Raw genomic sequence first — 19,674 nt, forward strand, 5'->3', positions numbered from 1 at the left:
ACAGTACAATGACTCAGTTTGAAGAAGGAGTAAAACTACTTGAAGAAAAATTCGGACATTTTAAAGACAATGTAATCGCCCTTGCCACGACTGCTTGTAACGAGAATGACAAGGGAGAAACACAGCCAGTCGTCCGAGAAGTAGATGCTTTTTATGAAGACGGCGTTTTTTACGTGTCAACTCATGAGCAATCAAACAAAATGAAGCAAATCAGTAAGAATTCAGCAGTTGCGATTGCTGTCAGTGGTGAATGGTTTACTGCGATCGGTCAAGGAGAGAATTTAGGGTGGGTGCTAGACCCTAAAAATGCAGAATTAAGAAGCAAAATTCGCAAAGCCTTTGTCTGGTACGACGAAGTTAACAATGAGGATGATAAAGGCTGTTGTTTTCTAGCGATCCGTTTGACCAAAGGAACGTTGAATATCAATCACTGGGAAAAGCTGTATCATTTTGATTTTGAGAAGAAAGTCACTATGGAGGATGGCGGGATTTATTAGCCAGCAGAGCCTATTAGCCGCAGGTGATGTTCAATTGCCATTCTAGCGGATCTAGCAGATATGTTGATGGCTGAATTCTGAGAAGGCTTGCCTTTTGTGATACAAGCTAAGCAAAATTGTTGCTGAAAGAGCAGTAGAGAAAACGAAAAAGCATAAAAACCGATCACAAGCGCTGCGAAGAGGCACGCGCTTGTGATCGGTTTTTTGATTGATTACTTTATGATTTTTGATCCGAATAAACTTAGAAACAGCTAGGACTGTTTTAATCTCAAAATTCCCTCATCAGGTGTCACAAAAAGTGTTTTTTGATTCTCATAAATGACGAATCCAGGCTTGGCACCATTCGGTTTCCGAATATGTTTGACTTGCACGTAGTCCACTGGTACTTGGGCAGATTGACGATATTTTGAGAAATATGCGGCAAGCTCTGCAGCTTCCATTAAGGTTGTCTCACTAGGATCATCCGAACGAATGATGACATGAGAGCCAGGAATATTTTTGGTATGCAGCCAGATATCACTCTTACGAGCTGTTTTTAAGGTCAGTTGGTCATTTTGTAAATTGTTTTTTCCGACGAAAATTTCAGTTCCGTCTGAAGAAAGAAATCGTTCTGGTTGCGAAGGAGCAGCTTTTTTACGCTGTTTCGCCCGATTTTTGACATAGCCTTGTGCGATCAGTTCTTCCCGAATAACCGCCAGATCCATGGGAGAGGCGATTTCTAATTGGGCTAACACGGATTCGAGATACGCGATTTCTTCTTTCGTTTCGGCAATCTGCTGATGGATCAGTTTGACTGCATTTTTTAATTTCTGATAACGTTGAAAATATTTCTGAGCATTTTGATTGGGAGAAAGAGCAGGATCGAGTTTGATCGTCAAAAGCCGATTCTCATCATAATAATTTTCCAAATCAACTGAAGCAGCACCACGGGGGACTTGATTCATAAAGGTCGTCAAAAGCTCACCTTTTTGACGGAATTCTTCGGCGTTTTCTGAATCGATCAACGTTTGTTGGCGTTTCTTTAACTTCAACTGGTTCCGTTTCAGTTCATTCTCAATTTTTTTCAGTAATTCGCCACCTTGTTGTTTGACCCGATCTCTTTCCGCCTTGTCGTGATAAAACGCATCTAAAAGCTCACTCAGACTCTGATAATGGGTGACAGTGGTGGTCGCATCGATCAATGATGGATAGGGAATTGGTGTAAAATATTCCTTTTTCTCTGACTGGAGATAACTTGGTACTAGCTCCTGGGTAAGCTCTGTAAAGAAAGCTTCCCACTGACGCAGTTTTTCATTGGGATTGGCATTGATTCGAGCGATCAATTCTTCTGCTGTATCGCGGCCTAAGCCTTGGAATCGTTGTTGAAGTTCTTTTGCCGTCAATGGATCAAGAGTAGATAATTCTTCAAAAATTTTGGTGCGAGAGGCTGTGAAAGGATTAAGCGTCGATTGCTTTGGTGGTGCAACATAGACAGCACCAGGCAATAAGGTACGATACGTATTTTGTGAATGACCAATGTGTTTGATCGTATCGACGATTTTTCCGCTCGTCTTATTCATTAATAAAATCGTACTGTGACGGCCCATTAGTTCGACGATCAAGACGAGGGCTTGCAAATCACCTAATTCATCTCGTCGCGTGAAATGAAAATGGATCACACGGTCATTGTCGATTTGTTCGATTGATTCTAAGATCGCCCCTTCTAAATATTTCCGTAGCATCATCAAGAAATTCGGTGGGGTTTCTGGATTGCTATAGGCGATCGTTGTGCATTGTACACGAGCATAGGTGGGGTGTGCGGATAGCAAAAGTTTGTGATTTTTCCCTTGGGAACGAATCACAAATACGACCTCATTTTCATAAGGTTGATGAATTTTGTTTACACGTCCACTGGTTAATTGATTTTGTAATTCTTGGACCATTAAATGGGTAAAGACACCATCAAAAGACATATTGTTTCCCTCTTTTCTTTTAAGGATAGTTTGACTGAGGGATTGATCCTTCCAATGTCAAATATTCCTATCTATTATACCGAAGAATCCGAAGAAAAGCCATGGCAGCTAGCTTTCCTTTTTCTTGGTAGGTTGGTGATCGGTGGTTTGCAGTGCACGCTCGATTTCCTTATTCAAGAAATAAGAGATGACTGTCCGAATAATAACGACGGCAGCTAGACGTACGATGTCTTCGAAAGTAGGGTGGATGATCGTCTCAATAATATCTGCTGCAATCAAGATCTCCAGACCTAATAAGACATAGCTCCCTAAATAATTGCGGATAAAATTATTCTCTCTGGCTGCCACCAATCGATCCTTTTCTGTTAATTCGTAGCGCACAAAATCAATGCCTGCGATCAATACACCCCAAACGATGACAAAAATGGAGAGAAAGTTCAAACAGACAACGATGAAATCGAAGATTGGATTGGCTCCAGTCATCAATGAATCAGCTAGATTATGCATAATGACTCCTTTACCGTTTTCTTTTATCTTACCGAATTATCGAAGAAATGTGAAGTTTCTTGACGTTCTAGGAGGGAATTGATAGTATGAATTAATAGTAGGATTTTTAAAAAAGGTGGGCAAATTATGGAACAAGTTAGGAACTTTGTTCATTACACGAAAGAAAAAATAGTTGAAAGCTGGCAAGCTTTTTTAGATGATCTTTATCGAGATCAGAAAAAAACGATTTTCACGCTGATCGGGGGAATTCTTTTCGCACTGGTCTTCGCAGGTTTGATCGTCTTTTCTCAAAATCGTATCAATGCTTCTTTAGTGGATCGGATCGCTTTTGACAAGCTGCCGTCAGAAAAAGTACAGCCATTGCCTTATCTGACTGCAGATAAGACGATTCGTGAAACACGAGCGATCTCGGTGATGTTTAGTAAGCCCAACGGACCTCAACTCGATCAAGTATTTGATCTGATCCAAGCGCAAGAAGATGAGCTGAATCGGACATTTTTTTATTATCCAATCGTCTATGATGCGGCTTTTTTCTCCAATGAATACAGCGTTGATCCTGATAAAGTGACGTTTGTTTTTTATGAAGAAGGGGTTGAGAAAAATCGCTTTACCTTTGATTCATTTGAGCAGCCAACGACGGAATTCATCCCAGAATTGAATCGTTTACCGATGTGGACGATTCGTTCTTCTGCCAATGATCGATAAAAAAATCTGACAATTTGACAGAAAATTGTTGACGTTTTTTTATCAATAAGCTAAACTGAATTCAATCAAGAAAGAAAACAAGTTGAGAAGGAGGAACAATCATGAAACTATTTATTCCATTGCAAGTGAAATCATGGCAAAACTGGCGTAGATAGTTGTATTGATGGGACCTCATTCCATAGATACAACTTTTTAGAGAACCTTCTAAAGTGCTGTATCTATGCTGGTAGTTGAATTTATCGCCGCATAGGACAAGCTTCTATGCGGCTTTTGCTTACTTGCAATTGCCGTCACATAGGCAGTTGCTTTTTTTGTTCTCAAAAACCATAAAATGAAAAACACGAAAAACGTAAGCAGAAAAAGGAGAATGAAAAATGAAAAACAAGGGATTGATTGCATCGGTTGCCGTTATTTTATTATTTTTAGGAGCGACATTTGTCTATCAGTTAGGAATGAGAAGTGGGACCAATCAAGCTAGTGAGACTTCGGAACCAGTAGAAAAAGCTGAAAAAACAGTCGGGATCCTACAATTTGTCAGTCATGAAGCACTGGATGCGATCACCGAGGGGATCAAAGAAGGCCTTAAAGAATCAGGCTATACCGAAGGGGACAACTTGACGATCGAATTCCAGAACGGTCAAGCGGATCAAAGCAAATTGGCAACGATGAGCCAGCAGCTGCTAAATAAAGATGCCGACGTTTTGGTTGGGGTAGCAACACCCGCAGCACAAGCGTTGGCGAATGTCACTCAGGATGTACCGATCGTTTTAGGAGCGGTCACTGATCCAGTTGGGGCAAATCTGGTGGCAGATATGGATCAACCCGGCGGCAATATCACTGGTGTTTCCGATAAAGCACCAGTTGCTGCACAAATCAAACTAGCAAAAGATTTGCTGCCAGAGGCAAAAACAGTCGGTATTTTGTATTCTTCGACCGAAGACAATTCGAAATACCAAGTGGCAGAAGCAGAAGCTGCTGCCGAAGAAAATGGCTTGACCAGCAAATCGTATGCCGTTCCTTCAAGTAATGAAATTGCGCAAATGGTGCAAGTGATGGCACGGGAAGTCGATTTTATCTATATTCCGTTAGACAATACGATCGCAAATGCTATGCAGACCGTAGTTCAAGAAGCCAATAAATCAAAAACACCAATCATTACTTCCGTAGACACGATGGTGGAACAAGGCGGTTTGGCAACGGTCGGACAAGATCAATTTACGATAGGCGTGGAAACTGGGAAGATGGTGGCAGCAATTCTTGATGGGACAGCAGAACCTGCGACAACACCGATCTATACATTCAGCGATGGCGAAACGATCATCAATGAAACTCAGGCTCAGTTATTGGGCATCACTATCCCAGAAAACCTCAAAGACGAGGCGAAACTGATTACAACGACGCCAGAAAGCGAAGCAAGTGACGAGTAATAACCAAGAACAGCGACCACCTGCGATCATCGAGAGGGTCTTGAAAGAGAAAACTTGTAAGAATATGGAGGAAGAATGATGATTGTTTCAGCAATAGGGCAAGGACTACTTTGGGGAATCCTGGGATTAGGGATTTTTATGACCTATCGAATTTTAAATTTCCCGGATATGACGACGGAAGGGTCCTTTCCGTTAGGCGGTGCTGTCTGTGTGACAGCGATCACCCATGGGGTGTCGCCCGTCTTAGCGACTTGTTTAGGAGTATTGGCTGGGATGTGTGCGGGCTGTGTGACAGGACTTCTTTATACAAAAGGCAAAATTCCCGTGATTTTAGCTGGAATCTTGGTGATGTCTTCATTGAACTCGGTCATGCTGTTTGTGATGCGCTCACCCAACCTCTCTTTATTAAACCAACCGAAAATTCAAGATTTTTTTACTAGAATGAATTTACCGAATTATTATGATACGGTGATCATTGGATTGATCATGGTCTTGTTGATCGGGGGCGTCTTGGTTTACTTTTTCCATACAAATTTGGGTCAAGCTTACATCGCTACAGGTGATAATGAGCATATGGCAAAATCGATGGGGATCAATACCGATCGAATGAAAATCATTGGATTGATCGTCTCCAATGGCGTGATCGCACTCTCAGGCGCATTGATTGCGCAAAATGACGGCTATGCCGACATAAGCAAAGGTATCGGTGTGATCGTTATCGGACTGGCGTCAATCATCATTGGTGAAGTGTTATACGGGGAACTGACCTTGCTGGAACGTTTGATCGCTATTGTGATCGGCAGCATTATTTACCAATTATTGATCCTATTTGTGATCAAAGCTGGATTTGATACGACCTACTTGAAGATCTTCTCTGCAATCGTCTTGACGATCTGCTTGTTGATCCCTCAATTTAAACAAGCCTTGCATCTACGCACTGGTTTTGAAACGGAGGACGAATAATGTTAGCCTTAAAAAAAGCCTTTAAAGTTGTCGGCAACGGACCAAATGAGAAAAAAGTACTCTTGAATAAAATCGATCTTTCTTTAAAGCCAGGAGAATTTGTCACGGTCGTTGGAGGAAACGGCGCCGGCAAAAGCACGTTATTCAACTGCATCTCAGGCACCATGCCCTTGACGAGTGGGCAAGTGATGATCGATGATCAAAATGTGACTACACTTTCGGAAGAAAAACGCGCACGCTTTTTGGCGCGGGTTTTCCAAGATCCGAAAATGGGCACTGCTCCCCGTATGACAGTGGCAGAAAATCTGCTGTTAGCCCAAAAAAGAGGGCAAAAACGGTCACTTGGTCTTCGACAACTCCAAGGACAAAGGGAAATGTTCTTTGCACTTTGTAAAGAAATCGGCAACGGGTTGGAAAATCATTTGGATACGCCAACGGGCAGTTTATCTGGTGGTCAACGACAGGCACTAAGTTTATTGATGGCAACGATCCAAACTCCAAAACTGTTGTTGCTAGATGAACATACGGCTGCGTTAGATCCAAAGACCTCCAAACAGCTGATGCAAATCACTGCAAAACGCGTGGAAGAACAAAACCTGACCTGTCTAATGATCACCCATCGGATGGAAGATGCATTAAAATACGGAGACCGCTTGATCCTGCTCAGAAAAGGGGAGATCGTCAAAGATCTTTCAGCAGAGGAAAAAGCGCAATTAAGCTTACCTGAACTATTATTGTTCTTTGAGGATGACTTATAAACCCTTGATAGAACAGTGTTTTCAAAAAAAACAATCAAATAAATGAAAAAAATAAGAAAAAATCATTGACATCTTTCAAAGTTAAACCTATACTTAGGTCAATCTTACATCAGTTTGGAGCGAACGACTATGCAAAAATTATTGCTAACGAACCCCACACAACTGAATAAATATTACTTTAGCTATTTTAGATAGGTTTGTATTCATGAAGGCATGGGTACAAACGCTAAGTTTGTATCTATGATGGCTAGAGCATTTCGTAATGAATTCGCAGCCACGTAGATCGTAAAATCTATAGTGGCTATTTTTTATATTCACATATCGGCTCTGTCGTTATGTAATGTTTGAAGGTGTTCACTGTAGATTCTTAAATTTACGGTGGACATCTTTTTTTGTTGAAAGGAATGAACCAGATGAAACAAATGATAACCGGACACACACGGTTGGCGGCACTATTTGCCAAACCAGCCAAACACAGCATCTCTCCAGCGATGCACAATCTTTCTTTTGAAGAACAAGGGATCGACGCCGTGTATCTGGCCTTTGATGTTGAGCCGGATGATTTAGCCGCTAGTATCCAAAGCATCCGTCAGTTGGACCTCTTAGGTGTCAATTTATCGATGCCTCATAAAATGGCGGCTGTAGCGCTGATGGATGAATGTTCACCAGCAGCCGAGTTGATCGGCGCAATCAATACGATCGTCAATCAAGAAGGTCGCTTGATTGGGCACAATACAGACGGCATCGGCTTTATGCGAGCTCTTGAGGACATTCAAGTATCCATCATTGGCGACACCATGACGGTGATTGGAGCTGGTGGAGCGGCGACAGCGATCATTAGCCAAGCCGCACTAGACGGCGTCAAAACGATCCATGTCTTTAACCGCAAGGATGAGTTTTATCCAATCATCCAAGAAAAATTAACACAGATTGCACAAAAAACAGCTTGTGAAATTACCTTAACCGACTTAGAAGATCAGATGGCTTTAAAAACAGCCATCGATCAAAGCAGCTTATTGGTAAATGCCACGGGCGTGGGAATGAAACCAAATGATACCGTAAGTCCTCTGAAAGATAAAACACTCCTGCGGGAATCATTAGCTGTCTATGATGTCATCTATAATCCAAGAGAAACGCAGCTTTTGAAAGATGCGAAAGCAGTCGGCGCCAAAACTGCAAACGGCTTAAGCATGCTACTCTATCAAGGTGCAGCCGCATTTGAACTTTGGACTGGCAAAGCGATGCCTGTTGAAAAAGTCAAAGCACTCATCGAATCCATGTAAAAAATAAAAAACAGAAAAAAACGAAAGTAGGAAGAAAAAATGATCGTAATTATGAAACCAGGCGCTACGCCAGAACAAGTTGAAGTTGTTGTAACAAGAATCAAAAAAGAAGGCTTAGATGTTCAAGTCAACCAAGGAAAAGAACAGGTCGTTATCGGCTTAAAAGGGGATACCCGCCGCATCCAAGATGTTGCTTTTCGCAGCTATGAGGGTGTCGAAGATGCCATTCGGATCTCAAACACCTACAAATTGACCTCTCGTGAGTTCCATCCGCAAGATACGGTTGTGGATGTAGATGGCGTGAAAATCGGTGACGGCAACTTTGTTACGATGGCTGGTCCATGTTCGATTGAAGGCTTAGACCAAATTCGTGAATGTGCCCGAATCGCTAAAGCTGGTGGTGCACAAATCTTACGTGGTGGTGCCTTCAAACCACGCACGTCGCCATACGCATTCCAAGGGCTGGAAGAAGAAGGGCTAAAATACATTCGTCAAGCAGCGGATGAAACGGGCATGAAAGTCATCACAGAAGTCATGGACGAAGGACATATCGATATGGTTGCGGAATACAGTGATATTTTGCAGATTGGTGCTCGGAACATGCAAAACTTCAAATTGCTAGCTTCCGTTGGGAAAACTGGGAAACCAATTGGCCTTAAACGAGGCATCTCTGGCACGATCGACGAATGGTTGAATGCAGCGGAATACATCGCCGTTCAAGATAAAAGTGAAGTGATTTTCATTGAACGTGGGATCCGAACTTACGAAACAGCAACCCGTAATACCTTTGATCTAAGTGCGGTACCAATCATCAAAAAACTGAGCCACTTCCCAATCATCGTTGATCCTAGTCATGGAACAGGTATCTGGGATCTCGTACCGCCTATGGCTAGAGCGGGTGTTGCTGCTGGCGCCGATGGGATGATCGTTGAGATCCATCCAGATCCAGCCAATGCTTGGTCTGATGGTCCTCAATCACTTAATGAAAAAACGTACATGAACATGATGAAAGAAGTCCATATCATGGAAAAAGCGATGAAAGAAATCAAAGCGTTGCAAGACTAAGCGTCAAGACAACCAATAAAAGAGGTGCAAAAATCAATGTTACACATTCATTTAGAAGAACATTCCTATGATATCCTCATCAAACGAGGGGCGTTTCAAAAAGTCGGAACCTGGGTGCAACAGTTGTGGGACAAACAGCGTATTGCCGTCATTACAGACAGCAACGTCGCACCCCTGTATGGCGGACAAATCGTCGATTCCTTAACCGCTGCAGGGTTTGAGGCAACACTGTTAGTCGTACCAGCTGGCGAAAAAAGCAAATCACTAGAGCAAGCAGCTAATTTATATGATGGTCTTGCCCAACTCGGAATGACCAGAAGCGATGGGATCATTGCCCTTGGTGGCGGTGTGATTGGTGATCTTGGAGGATTTGTTGCTTCTACTTATATGCGCGGCATTGATTTCTTGCAGATTCCAACGACGTTATTGGCACAGGTCGATTCAAGTATCGGCGGAAAAACAGCTGTAAATACTGGCAGTGCCAAGAATCTCGTCGGGACATTTGCACAACCAGCCGGTGTGATGATCGATCCAGATTTACTTACAAGTTTGCCCCTCAAACGCGTCCAAGAAGGCATTGCTGAAATCATCAAGTCAGCCGCTATTGCAGATCCTGAGCTTTGGCAAACGTTAGCAGGTTTGAAAGATGAAGTCGATCTTTTGGCACATGCTGAGAAAGTAATCACTGCTTCTTTAAAGGTAAAACAAAAAGTAGTAGAAGAAGATCCTTTTGATCATGGCAGTCGTCTGACACTGAACTTCGGTCATACGATCGGGCATGGCTTAGAAAGAACAGCCGCATTTGACACCAGTCATGGCGAAGGGGTTGCAATGGGGATGATCATGATCACCCGTCATGCAGAAGCCATCGGATTAACACCAAAAGGTACGACCCAGCAGCTTACAGAAATGGTTGAGAAGTTTCATTTGCCGATCACACCAAGTGAAATAGATAAAGAGCAATTATACCAAGCAATTACTCATGATAAAAAAGCCCGCGGGCAACAATTGAAGATTATTCTATTAGAAGCGATCGGACAGGCGAAAATCGTGACGATCCCGACTGAAAAAATCAAAGACTACCTATTATAAGAAAGGAAGGTAACGGATCATGCGTTATATTACAGCAGGCGAATCACATGGACCAGAGTTGACCGCCATTATCGAAGGTTTACCGGCAGGATTGCCATTAACAGCAGAAGACATTAATTTTGAATTAGCGAGACGACAAACCGGCTATGGCCGTGGGGGACGGATGCTGATTGAAAAAGACCAAGTCCGTATCACTTCGGGTATCCGTCATGGAAAAACACTAGGCTCTCCTGTGACTTTAGTGGTTGAGAACAAAGATTGGAAAAACTGGACCAAGGTCATGGCGATCGAAGAGGTACCAGAAAAAGACCGCAAACTACGACGAGTGGCACGACCAAGACCTGGTCATGCTGACTTAGTCGGTGGCATGAAATACCATCATCAAGATTTACGAAACGTTTTGGAACGCTCATCTGCTCGTGAAACGACCATGCGGGTAGCCATCGGAGCAATCGCGAAGAAAATTTTAAAGGAGCTTGGCATCGATGTGGCGGGTCATGTAACAATGTTAGGCGGCATCAAAGCGGAAATTCCTGAAGGGTTGACCGTCAAAGAAATCGCAGAACGCTCTGAAGCTTCAGAAGTAAGGGTGTTAGATCCGTCAGTCGAAGAAGAAATCAAGCAGCTGATCGATCAAACGAAGAAAAATGGCGATACGATCGGCGGTGTAGTGGAAGTACTTGTTGGCGGCGTTCCTGCTGGTTTAGGCAGTTACGTGCAATGGGACAAAAAACTTGATGCGAAAATCGCCCAAGCCGTGGTCAGCATCAATGCCTTTAAAGGTGCTGAGTTCGGCGTTGGCTTTGAGGCTGGTGTTTTGCCAGGTTCCAAAGTCATGGATGAGATTTTATGGGACGAACAACGAGGCTATACCCGTCGCAGCAACAACCTTGGCGGGTTTGAAGGCGGCATGACGAACGGTGAACCAATCGTGGTTCGTGGTGTTATGAAGCCGATCCCGACCTTGTACAAGCCGTTGCAAAGTGTGGATATCGACAGCAAAGAACCGTATAAAGCAAGCGTCGAACGCTCAGATAGCACCGCTGTACCAGCAGCCAGTGTTGTTTGTGAGAGTGTGGTGGCGACAGTGGTGGCCAATGAACTATTAGAAAAGTTCCCAAGTGATTCATTCGCAGAATTGACTGCATCTGTTCAAGCGTATCGAGAATACTTGTTAACCTACTGATTAAAGAACCAGCAAAAATTCCAGTAGAAATGAGGATTCTTTTCATGAACCAAAATATCTTTGTCGCCGGTCTAGGATTGATCGGCGCTTCCTTAGCAAAATGTATCAAAAAGGCACATCCGCAAGTGTATTTGATGGGCTGGGATTGTCAGGAAACCAATGAGATCGCATTAGCAACAAGTTTAGTAGACGAAGTGCCCCCTTCATTTTCTGAAGGTGCTGTCCGTGCCGACGTGATTTTGTTGGCATTGCCGGTAGAGATCACCAAAAAATATCTTGCCGAACTGGGGGTACTTTCATTAAAGCCTTCGGTGCTAGTAACAGACACCGGCAGTACCAAAGCGGAAATCACCCAATTCGCCGAGTCCTTTTCCTTTGATTTTATTGGGGGCCATCCGATGGCTGGCTCTCATAAATCAGGGATCACAGCAGCCGATGAGAACCTTTTCGAGAATGCTTACTATATCTTCACACCGACGAAAAGTCAGCGGATGGAAGAGCTGCAAGAGCTTTTTCGCGGCACCAGAGCCAAATATGTGGCGCTTGCGCCAAAAGAGCATGATCAAATCACAGGGATGTTGAGCCATTTGCCCCATATTATTGCTTCTGGATTAGTCAATCAGGCAGACGCTTTCAACCAAGCCCACCCCAGAGCGCAACAACTTGCAGCAGGCGGTTTTCGCGATATCACTCGCATCGCTTCTTCAGATCCTCGCATGTGGACCGATATCTTATTGAGTAATCGACAGGAACTACTGCAGCTGATCGATGAGTGGCAAAAACAAATGACGACCATGGCTCACTGGTTGCAGGAAAAAGACGAACGGGCGATCTTTCGGTTCTTTGAATCCGCGAAGGAAACACGGGATCAATTGCCGGTTCATCAAAATGGCGCGATTCCGGCATTCTATGATCTATTCATCGATGTACCGGATCATCCCGGTGTTGTCGCTGAAGTGACGGGGCTATTGAGCGAACATCAGCTCTCTTTGATCAACTTAAAAATTCTTGAAACTCGAGAAGACATCATTGGTGTTTTACAGATTTCATTCAAAACGCAAAATGATTTGCTGCAAGCAGAGCAGCTGATCCAAAACAAGACGACCTATTCGTGTCGAAAAAAATAGGAGGCTGGGATGAAACTAAAAAAAGCAACACATTTAAAAGGGACGATAGCGGTCCCTGCTGACAAATCGATCTCGCATCGCAGTATCATGTTCGGGGCGTTAGCTGAAGGAACAACGACTGTCCGAAATTTCTTACGTGGAGAAGACTGCTATAGCACCCTTCATGCATTTCAATCATTAGGGGTTCCGATCCATGATGACGGTCAGACGATCACGATTGAAGGACAGGGCTTCAATAGCCTTAAGCCTGCCCACGAACCAATCGATATCGGTAATTCTGGTACAACGATTCGTCTAATGATGGGGATTTTGGCTGGACAGCCATTTACAACTACCTTATTCGGTGATGACTCATTGAATAGACGACCAATGAATCGCGTGATGCTGCCATTAAGAGAAATGGGTGCCAATGTGAGAGGGCATGAACAGACGGAGTTCCCACCGATCACCATCAATGGCACGGCTTCATTACATCCCATCAATTATCAGATGCCCGTAGCAAGTGCTCAAGTAAAATCAGCGCTGATTTTTGCGGCACTACAAGCACAAGGTACATCTACGATCATTGAAAAAGAAACAAGCCGCAACCACACCGAAGAAATGATCCGTCAATTCGGTGGTGTCATCACAACACAAGGCAAAACGATCACTGTGACGGGACCTCAAACACTCCAAGGACAAGAAGTAGTTGTTCCCGGTGATATTTCCTCCGCTGCCTTTTTCTTAACAGCTGGCGCGATTATGCCAGAAAGTGAGATCGTTTTAAAAAATGTCGGGATCAACCCCACTCGTACAGGAATTCTTGACGTGCTAGAGGAGATGGGTGCTTCGATTGCTTTTTCTAATCAAGACGATCAGAATCAATCAGCTGACCTTACCGTTCAAAGTTCTACCTTGCAGGCAGTAACCATCGCTGGCGATATTATCCCACGCTTGATCGATGAATTGCCGATCATTGCGTTGTTAGCCACGCAGGCGCATGGCAAAACGGTGATCAAAGATGCGGAAGAACTAAAAGTAAAAGAAACCAACCGAATCGATGCAACTGCCGAAGAGTTGACAAAACTAGGAGCGGACATCACTCCCACCGAGGACGGGTTGATCATCAACGGTCCAACCCCTTTGCATGGCGGACGTGTGTCAAGTCGGGGGGACCATCGCATCGGCATGATGCTGCAAATTGCCGCCTTATTGACAGATGAAGAGGTAGAATTAGAAAAAGCCGAAGCCGTAGCAGTTTCTTATCCTGATTTTTTTGAGGATGTCGCACGTTTGGCTAAAGGAGGAAACAGCGAGTGAAAAAAGTGATATTAATTGGCTTTATGGGTGCTGGAAAAACCACGATTGGTCGTCTTTTGGCTGAAGAAACGAAACAGTCTCATGTGGATTTTGATGACTTGATCGTTGCTGAGATCGGCATGACCATTCAAGACTTTTTCGATCAACACGGTGAGGAAGCCTTTCGCAAAATCGAAACGGATATTTTAGCTAAAACTTTGGCAAAGGAACAAATTATTTCCACTGGTGGGGGCATCGTATTAAAAGAAGAAAATCGTCAGCTTTTAAAAGAGATGCCGCTCGTCGTGTATTTAAAAACAGATCCCGAGGAACTGATCCATCGCTTAAAGGCGGATACTGGCAGCATTCGTCCCTTAGTCGTCTCAAAATCACCAGAAGAAATATTGGCTGTTTACCGTCCTCGGATTCCTCTTTATGAAGAAACTGCTTCATTGATCGTTGAAACGACGAACAAAACACCAGAAGAAATCGTACAGGAAATTTTGATCAAAGCAGGTGCATAAAATGAAGATTGGTTATTTAGGACCGAAAAGTTCCTTTACGCATTTAGCTGCGCAAGAAGCGTATCCAGAAAATGCCTGTATCCCTTATGGATCGATTCCACTTTGTATTCAAGCGCTAGCTAACGGTGTGATCGATCGTGCGGTCGTTCCGAACGAGAACTCATTAGAAGGGTCCGTTCATGCCACTATTGATACACTGTTTCGTCAAAATCAATTGAGCATCGAACAGGAAATTATTTTACCGATCAATCATCAATTGTTAGTTTCTCAGCAAACAGCAAAAGACTACCGTCCCATCACTAAGATAATTTCTCATCCGCAAGCCTTGGCTCAATGTGCCGACTTCATCGAAGCCCGATTTGCTGGAGCTACTGTTGAGGCGGTTGCTTCCACAACGACTGCAGCAGCGTACGTAGCAAAACATCCAGAAGAAGCAGTTGCGGCGATTGCTTCCAAAGAAGCCGCTTTGGCTTATCAGTTAACGATCAAAGAAACCAATATTCAAGATGTTGCCTTTAATCAAACCCGTTTTTGGGTTTTGACGAAGAAAGCAGCAAACACCCAATTACCAGAGCAGACCGTCGAGAAAGCAACGATTTTTGTGACGCTGCCAGCAAATCGCCCGGGAATCTTGCACAAAATCTTAGCAACCTTTGGCTGGCGAGAAATTGATTTAAGCAAAATTGAATCGCGACCGTCAAAAACCACCTTAGGGGAATACTTTTTCGTGATCGATCTGGTGATGGACAAACCGTGGCAACTGATTGTAAATGCCTTTGAAGAGATTCAGTTGTTGGGTGGACACGTCCATCTTCTCGGCGTGTACTCGGTAAATGTTGTTGAGGAAGTGACAAAATATGACTCAAGTCAAAATAAAAATTAGCCAAGATGAAACACTTTTAGCAACGTTTCATAAAGAGATCCAAACGCAGCACCATCAATGGTACCCAACGATTTTTAAGCCCTTTGATCAGTCAAGATTTGAACAAGCAATCACACAGCAGCTGCAAGAGCCAAGCCACCACTTTTTTATCGCTTGGTTGGCGGAACAGCCTTGTGGCTTTGTGCATCTTCAAGAGGTCCGTTTGCCACAAAATGCGATGATGCATGAACGAAAGTGGCTGGAAATTGCAGCGATCGCTGTTGACCCTCGGTACCAAGGGATGCATATTGGAAAACAATTGTTGGCATTTGCTGAAAACGTTGCGCTGGAAAAAGGCTTCGATGATCTCTCACTAAACTTTTGGTCGGCAAATCAAGTGAAATCATTTTATGAGCAAGCAGGATTTGTGAGCACACGACAAGGAGCATCAAAGCATCTAAGGTAGAAAAATGAAGAAATTTCCTAGAAAAAGGTTAAAATTTCAGAAAATAGCTTTCTTTCTATAAGGTCTAGGGTATCCTTATAGACAGAGAGCTATTTTTTAGTTGGAGGATCAGAAGCAATGAGCAGGATGGAAAAAAATAAAAAACTGCATGAACGGCTAGAAAAGGAATCCAGTCAGGCAGCCAAAGAAAGTATCTTTGCCCGCCGAGAAGCCAAAAGAAGAAACCAGCGCGTCAGACCGAGTGATTCTACTTCGTCTGCTGATGAGCCAGTAAGAGACATTTTGTCTCAAAACACCGAGCATCCTAGGGCAAGCGACCCTCGTGCGGCTCAAAGTTCCCGAAAACAGTCACAAGTAGGAATAAAAAAATCTGATGGACGAAAAAGCGCAATCCCCCCGCTATCTGCTCAGGGACCTGCGATGCATCAAGGTCAGGAACAAAGCAAACAAAAACCGCAAAAGCTTAAGAAGAGCAAGCAACCCAAACAAAAGAAAAAGCGGAAGCACCCAGTTCTGCGTATTGTGGTTCGGGTACTATTGGTGCTTTTTGCCTATTCATTGATTGCTTTTCTTGTCGGTCAGCAAGTCGCAAGAAGTGACGCTGCTTTTGCTACGACTGATGAAGAGACCTTTAATGGTACGGCCGCTGCAAATGGTGCTCGTAATATATTGCTCATCGGTAGTGATAGTCGTGAAGGAGAAGCTGGACGCGCAGACACTATTATGGTTTTGCAATTAGATGGTCCCAGTAAGCAACCGAAGCTGCTTTCCTTTATGCGGGATACTTTAGTTACGATTCCCGGTTATGGCGAAAACAAGATCAATGCGGCGTATGCCTTTGGTGGTGCTGATTTAGTCAGACAAACATTAGCGGAGAACTTCGGGCTAGAAACCAACTATTATGCAAAAGTTGACTTTCGTTCCTTTGAAAAAGTGATCGACACACTGTTTCCCTCAGGTGTTGCTATCAACGCGGAAAAAGATATGAGTAAAAATCTTGAAGTTGCCATCAAACAAGGGCAACAACAAATGAATGGGCTTGAGCTGTTGCAATACGCACGCTTTCGGATGGACGAAGAAGGTGACTTCGGTCGTGTAAGACGACAGCAGCAAGTAATGGATGCGATCTTTAGCGAAATGAAAAATCCTTTAGCTATTTTAAAATTGCCTTATGCAGCAGGAAAAGTCTTAGGCTATGCTTCCACCAACCTGCCAATGTCTTTCCTATTAAAAAATACCTTCTCGATTGCTCGAGGGGCGGGAGGAGTCGACAGCTTGACTGTCCCAGTCGCTGACTCTTGGCAATACGGTTCAAGTGCGAGTGCTGGAAGTGTGTTAGTCGTCAATCTTGAAACCAATCAACAAGCGATCAGGAATTTTCTTAATGAGTAAGCAGAATGAAAAGTTCTGAAAACCATTTGAAAGTAAGTAAATTTATGCTATATTATTAATGACGTTTGAAATTTGTTGAAACGAGGAAAAAGAATGAAATTAGCCGTTGTTACTGACAGTACAGCTTATCTGCCGGAACGGATCAAAAACCATGAAGATTTGTTTATCATACCGATTCCTGTTATTTTAGATGGAAAAGTCTACAATGAAGGTATCGACATTGAAGCTGATGAGTATTACGCTTTGCTGAAAAACAGCAAAGAATTCCCAACCACTTCTCAACCGGTATTAGGGGAAGTGTTAGCCTTATATGAGTCATTGAAAGATCGCGGTTACGACACGATCATTAGTATTCACTTATCAAGCGGGATCTCTGGATTTATCGGAACGCTTTATGGAATCACCGATGAAACCGAAGGCGTTCAAATCATTCCTTACGATTCGAAGATCACAAGTATGCCGATGGGCCACATGGTAGAAACCGCTCTTGATCTATCAAGTCAAGGCAAAACCGTAGAAGAGATCATTTCCCATCTGGACACTATCAGAGACAATACCTATGCCTATCTAATCGTGGACGACTTGAATAACTTGGTTCGCGGCGGTCGCTTAACCAATGGGGCAGCCTTGATTGGCGGATTATTAAAAATCAAACCGATCTTGACCTTTGATCAAGGAAAAATTGTGCTTTACGAGCGCATTCGTTCCAGTAAAAAAGCATTCAATCGCGCAGAAGATATCATTGGTCAACGGGAGCAAGAAATCGCATTGCCTGTTAAATTTTATGTAATCCACGCCAATAATTTAGAAGTAGCGAAAGAAGAAAAAGCGAAGCTACAAGCGAAATACCCAAATGCAGAAATTGAGATTGGTCACTTCGGACCAGTTATCGGCACGCATTTAGGAGAAAAAGCCATTGGGATCGCTATTTCAGCGCAATAATTATTATTTTTTCTATGTTCATTCACGCCTTTATCTTTTCAAGACATTGTATGTAAGAACCAGTTAGACGTTTGTCTAGCTGGTCCTTTTTTCTGCTTTTTTGAGATTCGCTTGTAAAAAATCACACAAACTCGTACAATAGGATCAAAATGAAGGACTGACAAAGGAGGAATTGCTATGAAGTGTTCCTTAAGAAGGTGGCAAATGAGCGATGCGCAAGATTTAGCCCATGCGTTAAATAATCAAAACATCCACGATTATTTACGAGATGGGTTGCCATTCCCCTATACGGTCGCAGATGCACAAGCCTATATTCGATCTGTGGAGGAAGCAGAATTTGCCTTTGCGATCACTGTGGATGACCGAGCAGTCGGCAGTATCCGTGCTGTTCGCAAAGAAAATATCCATTATAGAACGGCTGAGATTGGCTACTCTATTGCACAAGAGTATTGGGGAAAAGGCTTGATGACCCAAGCTGTTCAGCAACTATGTGACTATGTATTTACTACATCAACTATTGTTCGTATGTCTGCAGAATCTTTTGCTAAGAATTATTCCTCTTGTCGTGTGTTGGAAAAGGCAGGTTTTACGTTAGAAGGCGTCTTGCGAAAGCATGCGGAGAAAAACCAGCAGCTGTTCGATATGAAGCTCTATGCATTGGTTCGTCAAGAGGAAGACGGGCAGGATGACAACAATCAAAAAGGAGAAACCTATGAATGAACTGCAAAAGTTACCAAATGTAGGTCAGGTTTTAGCGGATCACCTGGTACGTATCGGCATCAATACTCCTGAACAACTACGCACAAAAACGGTCGAAGAGGTTTTTCTAGCTATCCGCCAACAATGCGATGCGGGCGCTTGCTTGCATATGCTCTACGGCATTGAAGGGGCGATCCAAGGCATTCCTAAAGCGCAGCTTACACATCAGAGAAAACAAGCGTTGCGCCATTTTTTCAATCAATTGAGTTAGTGAAGTAATGCGCCGTAAAAAAGCACTTTTTAAGAGCGTTTGTTTTTAGATGCTTCTTATCAAGTGCTTTTTCTATAGACATCTGTCCCTAGCTACTTGAAAAGACCTTTTGCTTGTTACAAACCAGCTTCCTCATTATACTTACTCTATCTAGTAAATTACTAATTTACTAAACAAGGAGTGAGAATAATGAAAATACCAGAAAACTTGAAACATAAGCCCGTCATTAAAGTGGAAGACTATGATACTGTTGACGGAAAAAATGCGTTACATACAGATGCAAAAGGCCTTTCCCTCGGATTAGCACAATGGAATGATCGCGGAAAAGTCGATATCTCAGGCAAGGTTTGGCGCCATACAGGTGAAAAATGGTCTCGTCAGTCAGAAGAACTACCCCTCACTAGAATCTTAGATCTAGCAATCTTAGTGGCGCAATCAAGTTTGTATTTTCAAGAAGCCTATCGCCATGAAAAGTTTTACGATCCTGAAAATCCGTTGATCGAGATCATTGGTCTACAAGGAAATCGAATGACGGTTGAAGTAGACACCGAAAATCCTAAAATCGATGAAGACATTCTGCTTTTTTATGATTCCTTGCAAAAAGATGGCGAGCTTTACGGCGAACGCTTCAAAATCCTGAAACGGCTTTTAGATGAGCTAGGTTATTAAGAAAAGGAG

21 protein-coding genes are annotated in these 19,674 nt (G+C 43.3%); 19 read left to right on the top strand and 2 right to left on the bottom strand.

Annotated elements, in window-relative coordinates; genetic code table 11:
• Positions 1 to 8 precede the first annotated feature (8 nt).
• The gene (locus P0G38_RS08660) at positions 9 to 497 is read left to right on the top strand and encodes a pyridoxamine 5'-phosphate oxidase family protein (protein ID WP_060791939.1); all 489 of its coding nucleotides are present in this window, start codon (positions 9 to 11) and stop codon (positions 495 to 497) included.
• 251 nt (positions 498 to 748) lie between these two features.
• On the opposite strand, the gene efbA is transcribed toward P0G38_RS08660, so the two are convergent.
• Positions 749 to 2,449: a fibronectin-binding protein EfbA gene (gene efbA / locus P0G38_RS08665; RefSeq protein ID WP_128488570.1), complete on the bottom strand. Its 1,701-nt coding sequence runs from the start codon at positions 2,447 to 2,449 to the stop codon at positions 749 to 751.
• A gap of 108 nt (positions 2,450 to 2,557) precedes the next feature.
• On the bottom strand, positions 2,558 to 2,956 hold the full coding sequence (locus P0G38_RS08670) for a DUF1622 domain-containing protein (RefSeq protein ID WP_016609320.1): 399 nt from the start codon (positions 2,954 to 2,956) through the stop codon (positions 2,558 to 2,560).
• A 126-nt stretch (positions 2,957 to 3,082) separates the two neighbouring features.
• On the opposite strand from P0G38_RS08670, the gene P0G38_RS08675 reads away from it, so the two are divergent.
• The 18 genes from P0G38_RS08675 to P0G38_RS08760 all read left to right on the top strand — a co-directional run bounded on the left by P0G38_RS08675 (position 3,083) and on the right by P0G38_RS08760 (position 19,665).
• On the top strand, positions 3,083 to 3,661 hold the full coding sequence (locus P0G38_RS08675) for a hypothetical protein (protein ID WP_010748364.1): 579 nt from the start codon (positions 3,083 to 3,085) through the stop codon (positions 3,659 to 3,661).
• A gap of 374 nt (positions 3,662 to 4,035) precedes the next feature.
• Positions 4,036 to 5,088 carry a tryptophan ABC transporter substrate-binding protein gene (gene trpX / locus P0G38_RS08680; protein ID WP_010748363.1) on the top strand — a complete coding sequence of 351 codons (1,053 nt, stop codon included), beginning with the start codon at positions 4,036 to 4,038 and terminating at the stop codon, positions 5,086 to 5,088.
• 78 nt (positions 5,089 to 5,166) lie between these two features.
• A complete protein-coding gene (locus P0G38_RS08685; RefSeq protein ID WP_010748362.1) occupies positions 5,167 to 6,051 on the top strand; it encodes an ABC transporter permease in 885 nt (294 codons plus the stop codon).
• Complete coding sequence (locus P0G38_RS08690; protein WP_005226102.1) at positions 6,051 to 6,809, top strand: ABC transporter ATP-binding protein; 759 nt, start codon at positions 6,051 to 6,053, stop codon at positions 6,807 to 6,809. The genes P0G38_RS08685 and P0G38_RS08690 overlap by 1 nt, the downstream gene beginning before the upstream one ends.
• Before the next feature lie 413 nt (positions 6,810 to 7,222).
• Positions 7,223 to 8,092: a shikimate dehydrogenase gene (locus P0G38_RS08695; RefSeq protein ID WP_015509715.1), complete on the top strand. Its 870-nt coding sequence runs from the start codon at positions 7,223 to 7,225 to the stop codon at positions 8,090 to 8,092.
• A 39-nt stretch (positions 8,093 to 8,131) separates the two neighbouring features.
• Positions 8,132 to 9,157, top strand: coding sequence for a 3-deoxy-7-phosphoheptulonate synthase (gene aroF / locus P0G38_RS08700; RefSeq protein WP_275855146.1), 1,026 nt, complete (start codon positions 8,132 to 8,134; stop codon positions 9,155 to 9,157).
• Between the two features lie 36 nt (positions 9,158 to 9,193).
• Positions 9,194 to 10,249 carry a 3-dehydroquinate synthase gene (aroB, locus tag P0G38_RS08705; RefSeq protein ID WP_015509713.1) on the top strand — a complete coding sequence of 352 codons (1,056 nt, stop codon included), beginning with the start codon at positions 9,194 to 9,196 and terminating at the stop codon, positions 10,247 to 10,249.
• A 19-nt stretch (positions 10,250 to 10,268) separates the two neighbouring features.
• The gene (gene aroC / locus P0G38_RS08710; RefSeq protein ID WP_005226098.1) at positions 10,269 to 11,435 is read left to right on the top strand and encodes a chorismate synthase; all 1,167 of its coding nucleotides are present in this window, start codon (positions 10,269 to 10,271) and stop codon (positions 11,433 to 11,435) included.
• Positions 11,436 to 11,479: 44 nt separating this feature from the next.
• A complete protein-coding gene (locus P0G38_RS08715) occupies positions 11,480 to 12,562 on the top strand; it encodes a prephenate dehydrogenase (protein WP_275855149.1) in 1,083 nt (360 codons plus the stop codon).
• Positions 12,563 to 12,571: 9 nt separating this feature from the next.
• On the top strand, positions 12,572 to 13,861 hold the full coding sequence (aroA, locus tag P0G38_RS08720; RefSeq protein WP_275855152.1) for a 3-phosphoshikimate 1-carboxyvinyltransferase: 1,290 nt from the start codon (positions 12,572 to 12,574) through the stop codon (positions 13,859 to 13,861).
• Positions 13,858 to 14,364, top strand: coding sequence for a shikimate kinase (locus P0G38_RS08725; RefSeq protein WP_005226095.1), 507 nt, complete (start codon positions 13,858 to 13,860; stop codon positions 14,362 to 14,364). Before aroA ends, P0G38_RS08725 begins: the two co-directional genes overlap by 4 nt.
• A gap of 1 nt (position 14,365) precedes the next feature.
• Positions 14,366 to 15,247 (top strand): prephenate dehydratase, encoded by an 882-nt coding sequence (pheA, locus tag P0G38_RS08730; protein WP_275855155.1) that lies wholly within the window; start codon positions 14,366 to 14,368, stop codon positions 15,245 to 15,247.
• On the top strand, positions 15,222 to 15,692 hold the full coding sequence (locus tag P0G38_RS08735) for a GNAT family N-acetyltransferase (RefSeq protein WP_005226093.1): 471 nt from the start codon (positions 15,222 to 15,224) through the stop codon (positions 15,690 to 15,692). Before pheA ends, P0G38_RS08735 begins: the two co-directional genes overlap by 26 nt.
• A 117-nt stretch (positions 15,693 to 15,809) precedes the next feature.
• Positions 15,810 to 17,084 carry an LCP family protein gene (locus P0G38_RS08740; protein WP_275855157.1) on the top strand — a complete coding sequence of 425 codons (1,275 nt, stop codon included), beginning with the start codon at positions 15,810 to 15,812 and terminating at the stop codon, positions 17,082 to 17,084.
• Between the two features lie 93 nt (positions 17,085 to 17,177).
• Positions 17,178 to 18,026, top strand: a complete 849-nt coding sequence (locus tag P0G38_RS08745; RefSeq protein ID WP_275855159.1) for a DegV family protein — start codon at positions 17,178 to 17,180, stop codon at positions 18,024 to 18,026.
• A 177-nt stretch (positions 18,027 to 18,203) separates the two neighbouring features.
• On the top strand, positions 18,204 to 18,746 hold the full coding sequence (locus P0G38_RS08750; protein WP_275855161.1) for a GNAT family N-acetyltransferase: 543 nt from the start codon (positions 18,204 to 18,206) through the stop codon (positions 18,744 to 18,746).
• Positions 18,739 to 18,996, top strand: a complete 258-nt coding sequence (locus P0G38_RS08755; RefSeq protein WP_086295395.1) for a TfoX/Sxy family DNA transformation protein — start codon at positions 18,739 to 18,741, stop codon at positions 18,994 to 18,996. Before P0G38_RS08750 ends, P0G38_RS08755 begins: the two co-directional genes overlap by 8 nt.
• A 189-nt stretch (positions 18,997 to 19,185) precedes the next feature.
• Positions 19,186 to 19,665 carry a DUF6530 family protein gene (locus tag P0G38_RS08760; protein WP_005235941.1) on the top strand — a complete coding sequence of 160 codons (480 nt, stop codon included), beginning with the start codon at positions 19,186 to 19,188 and terminating at the stop codon, positions 19,663 to 19,665.
• The last annotated feature ends 9 nt before the right edge of the window (positions 19,666 to 19,674 follow it).

It is taken from the genome of Enterococcus casseliflavus, assembly GCF_029215545.1.
Lineage (GTDB): Bacteria > Bacillota > Bacilli > Lactobacillales > Enterococcaceae > Enterococcus_D > Enterococcus_D casseliflavus.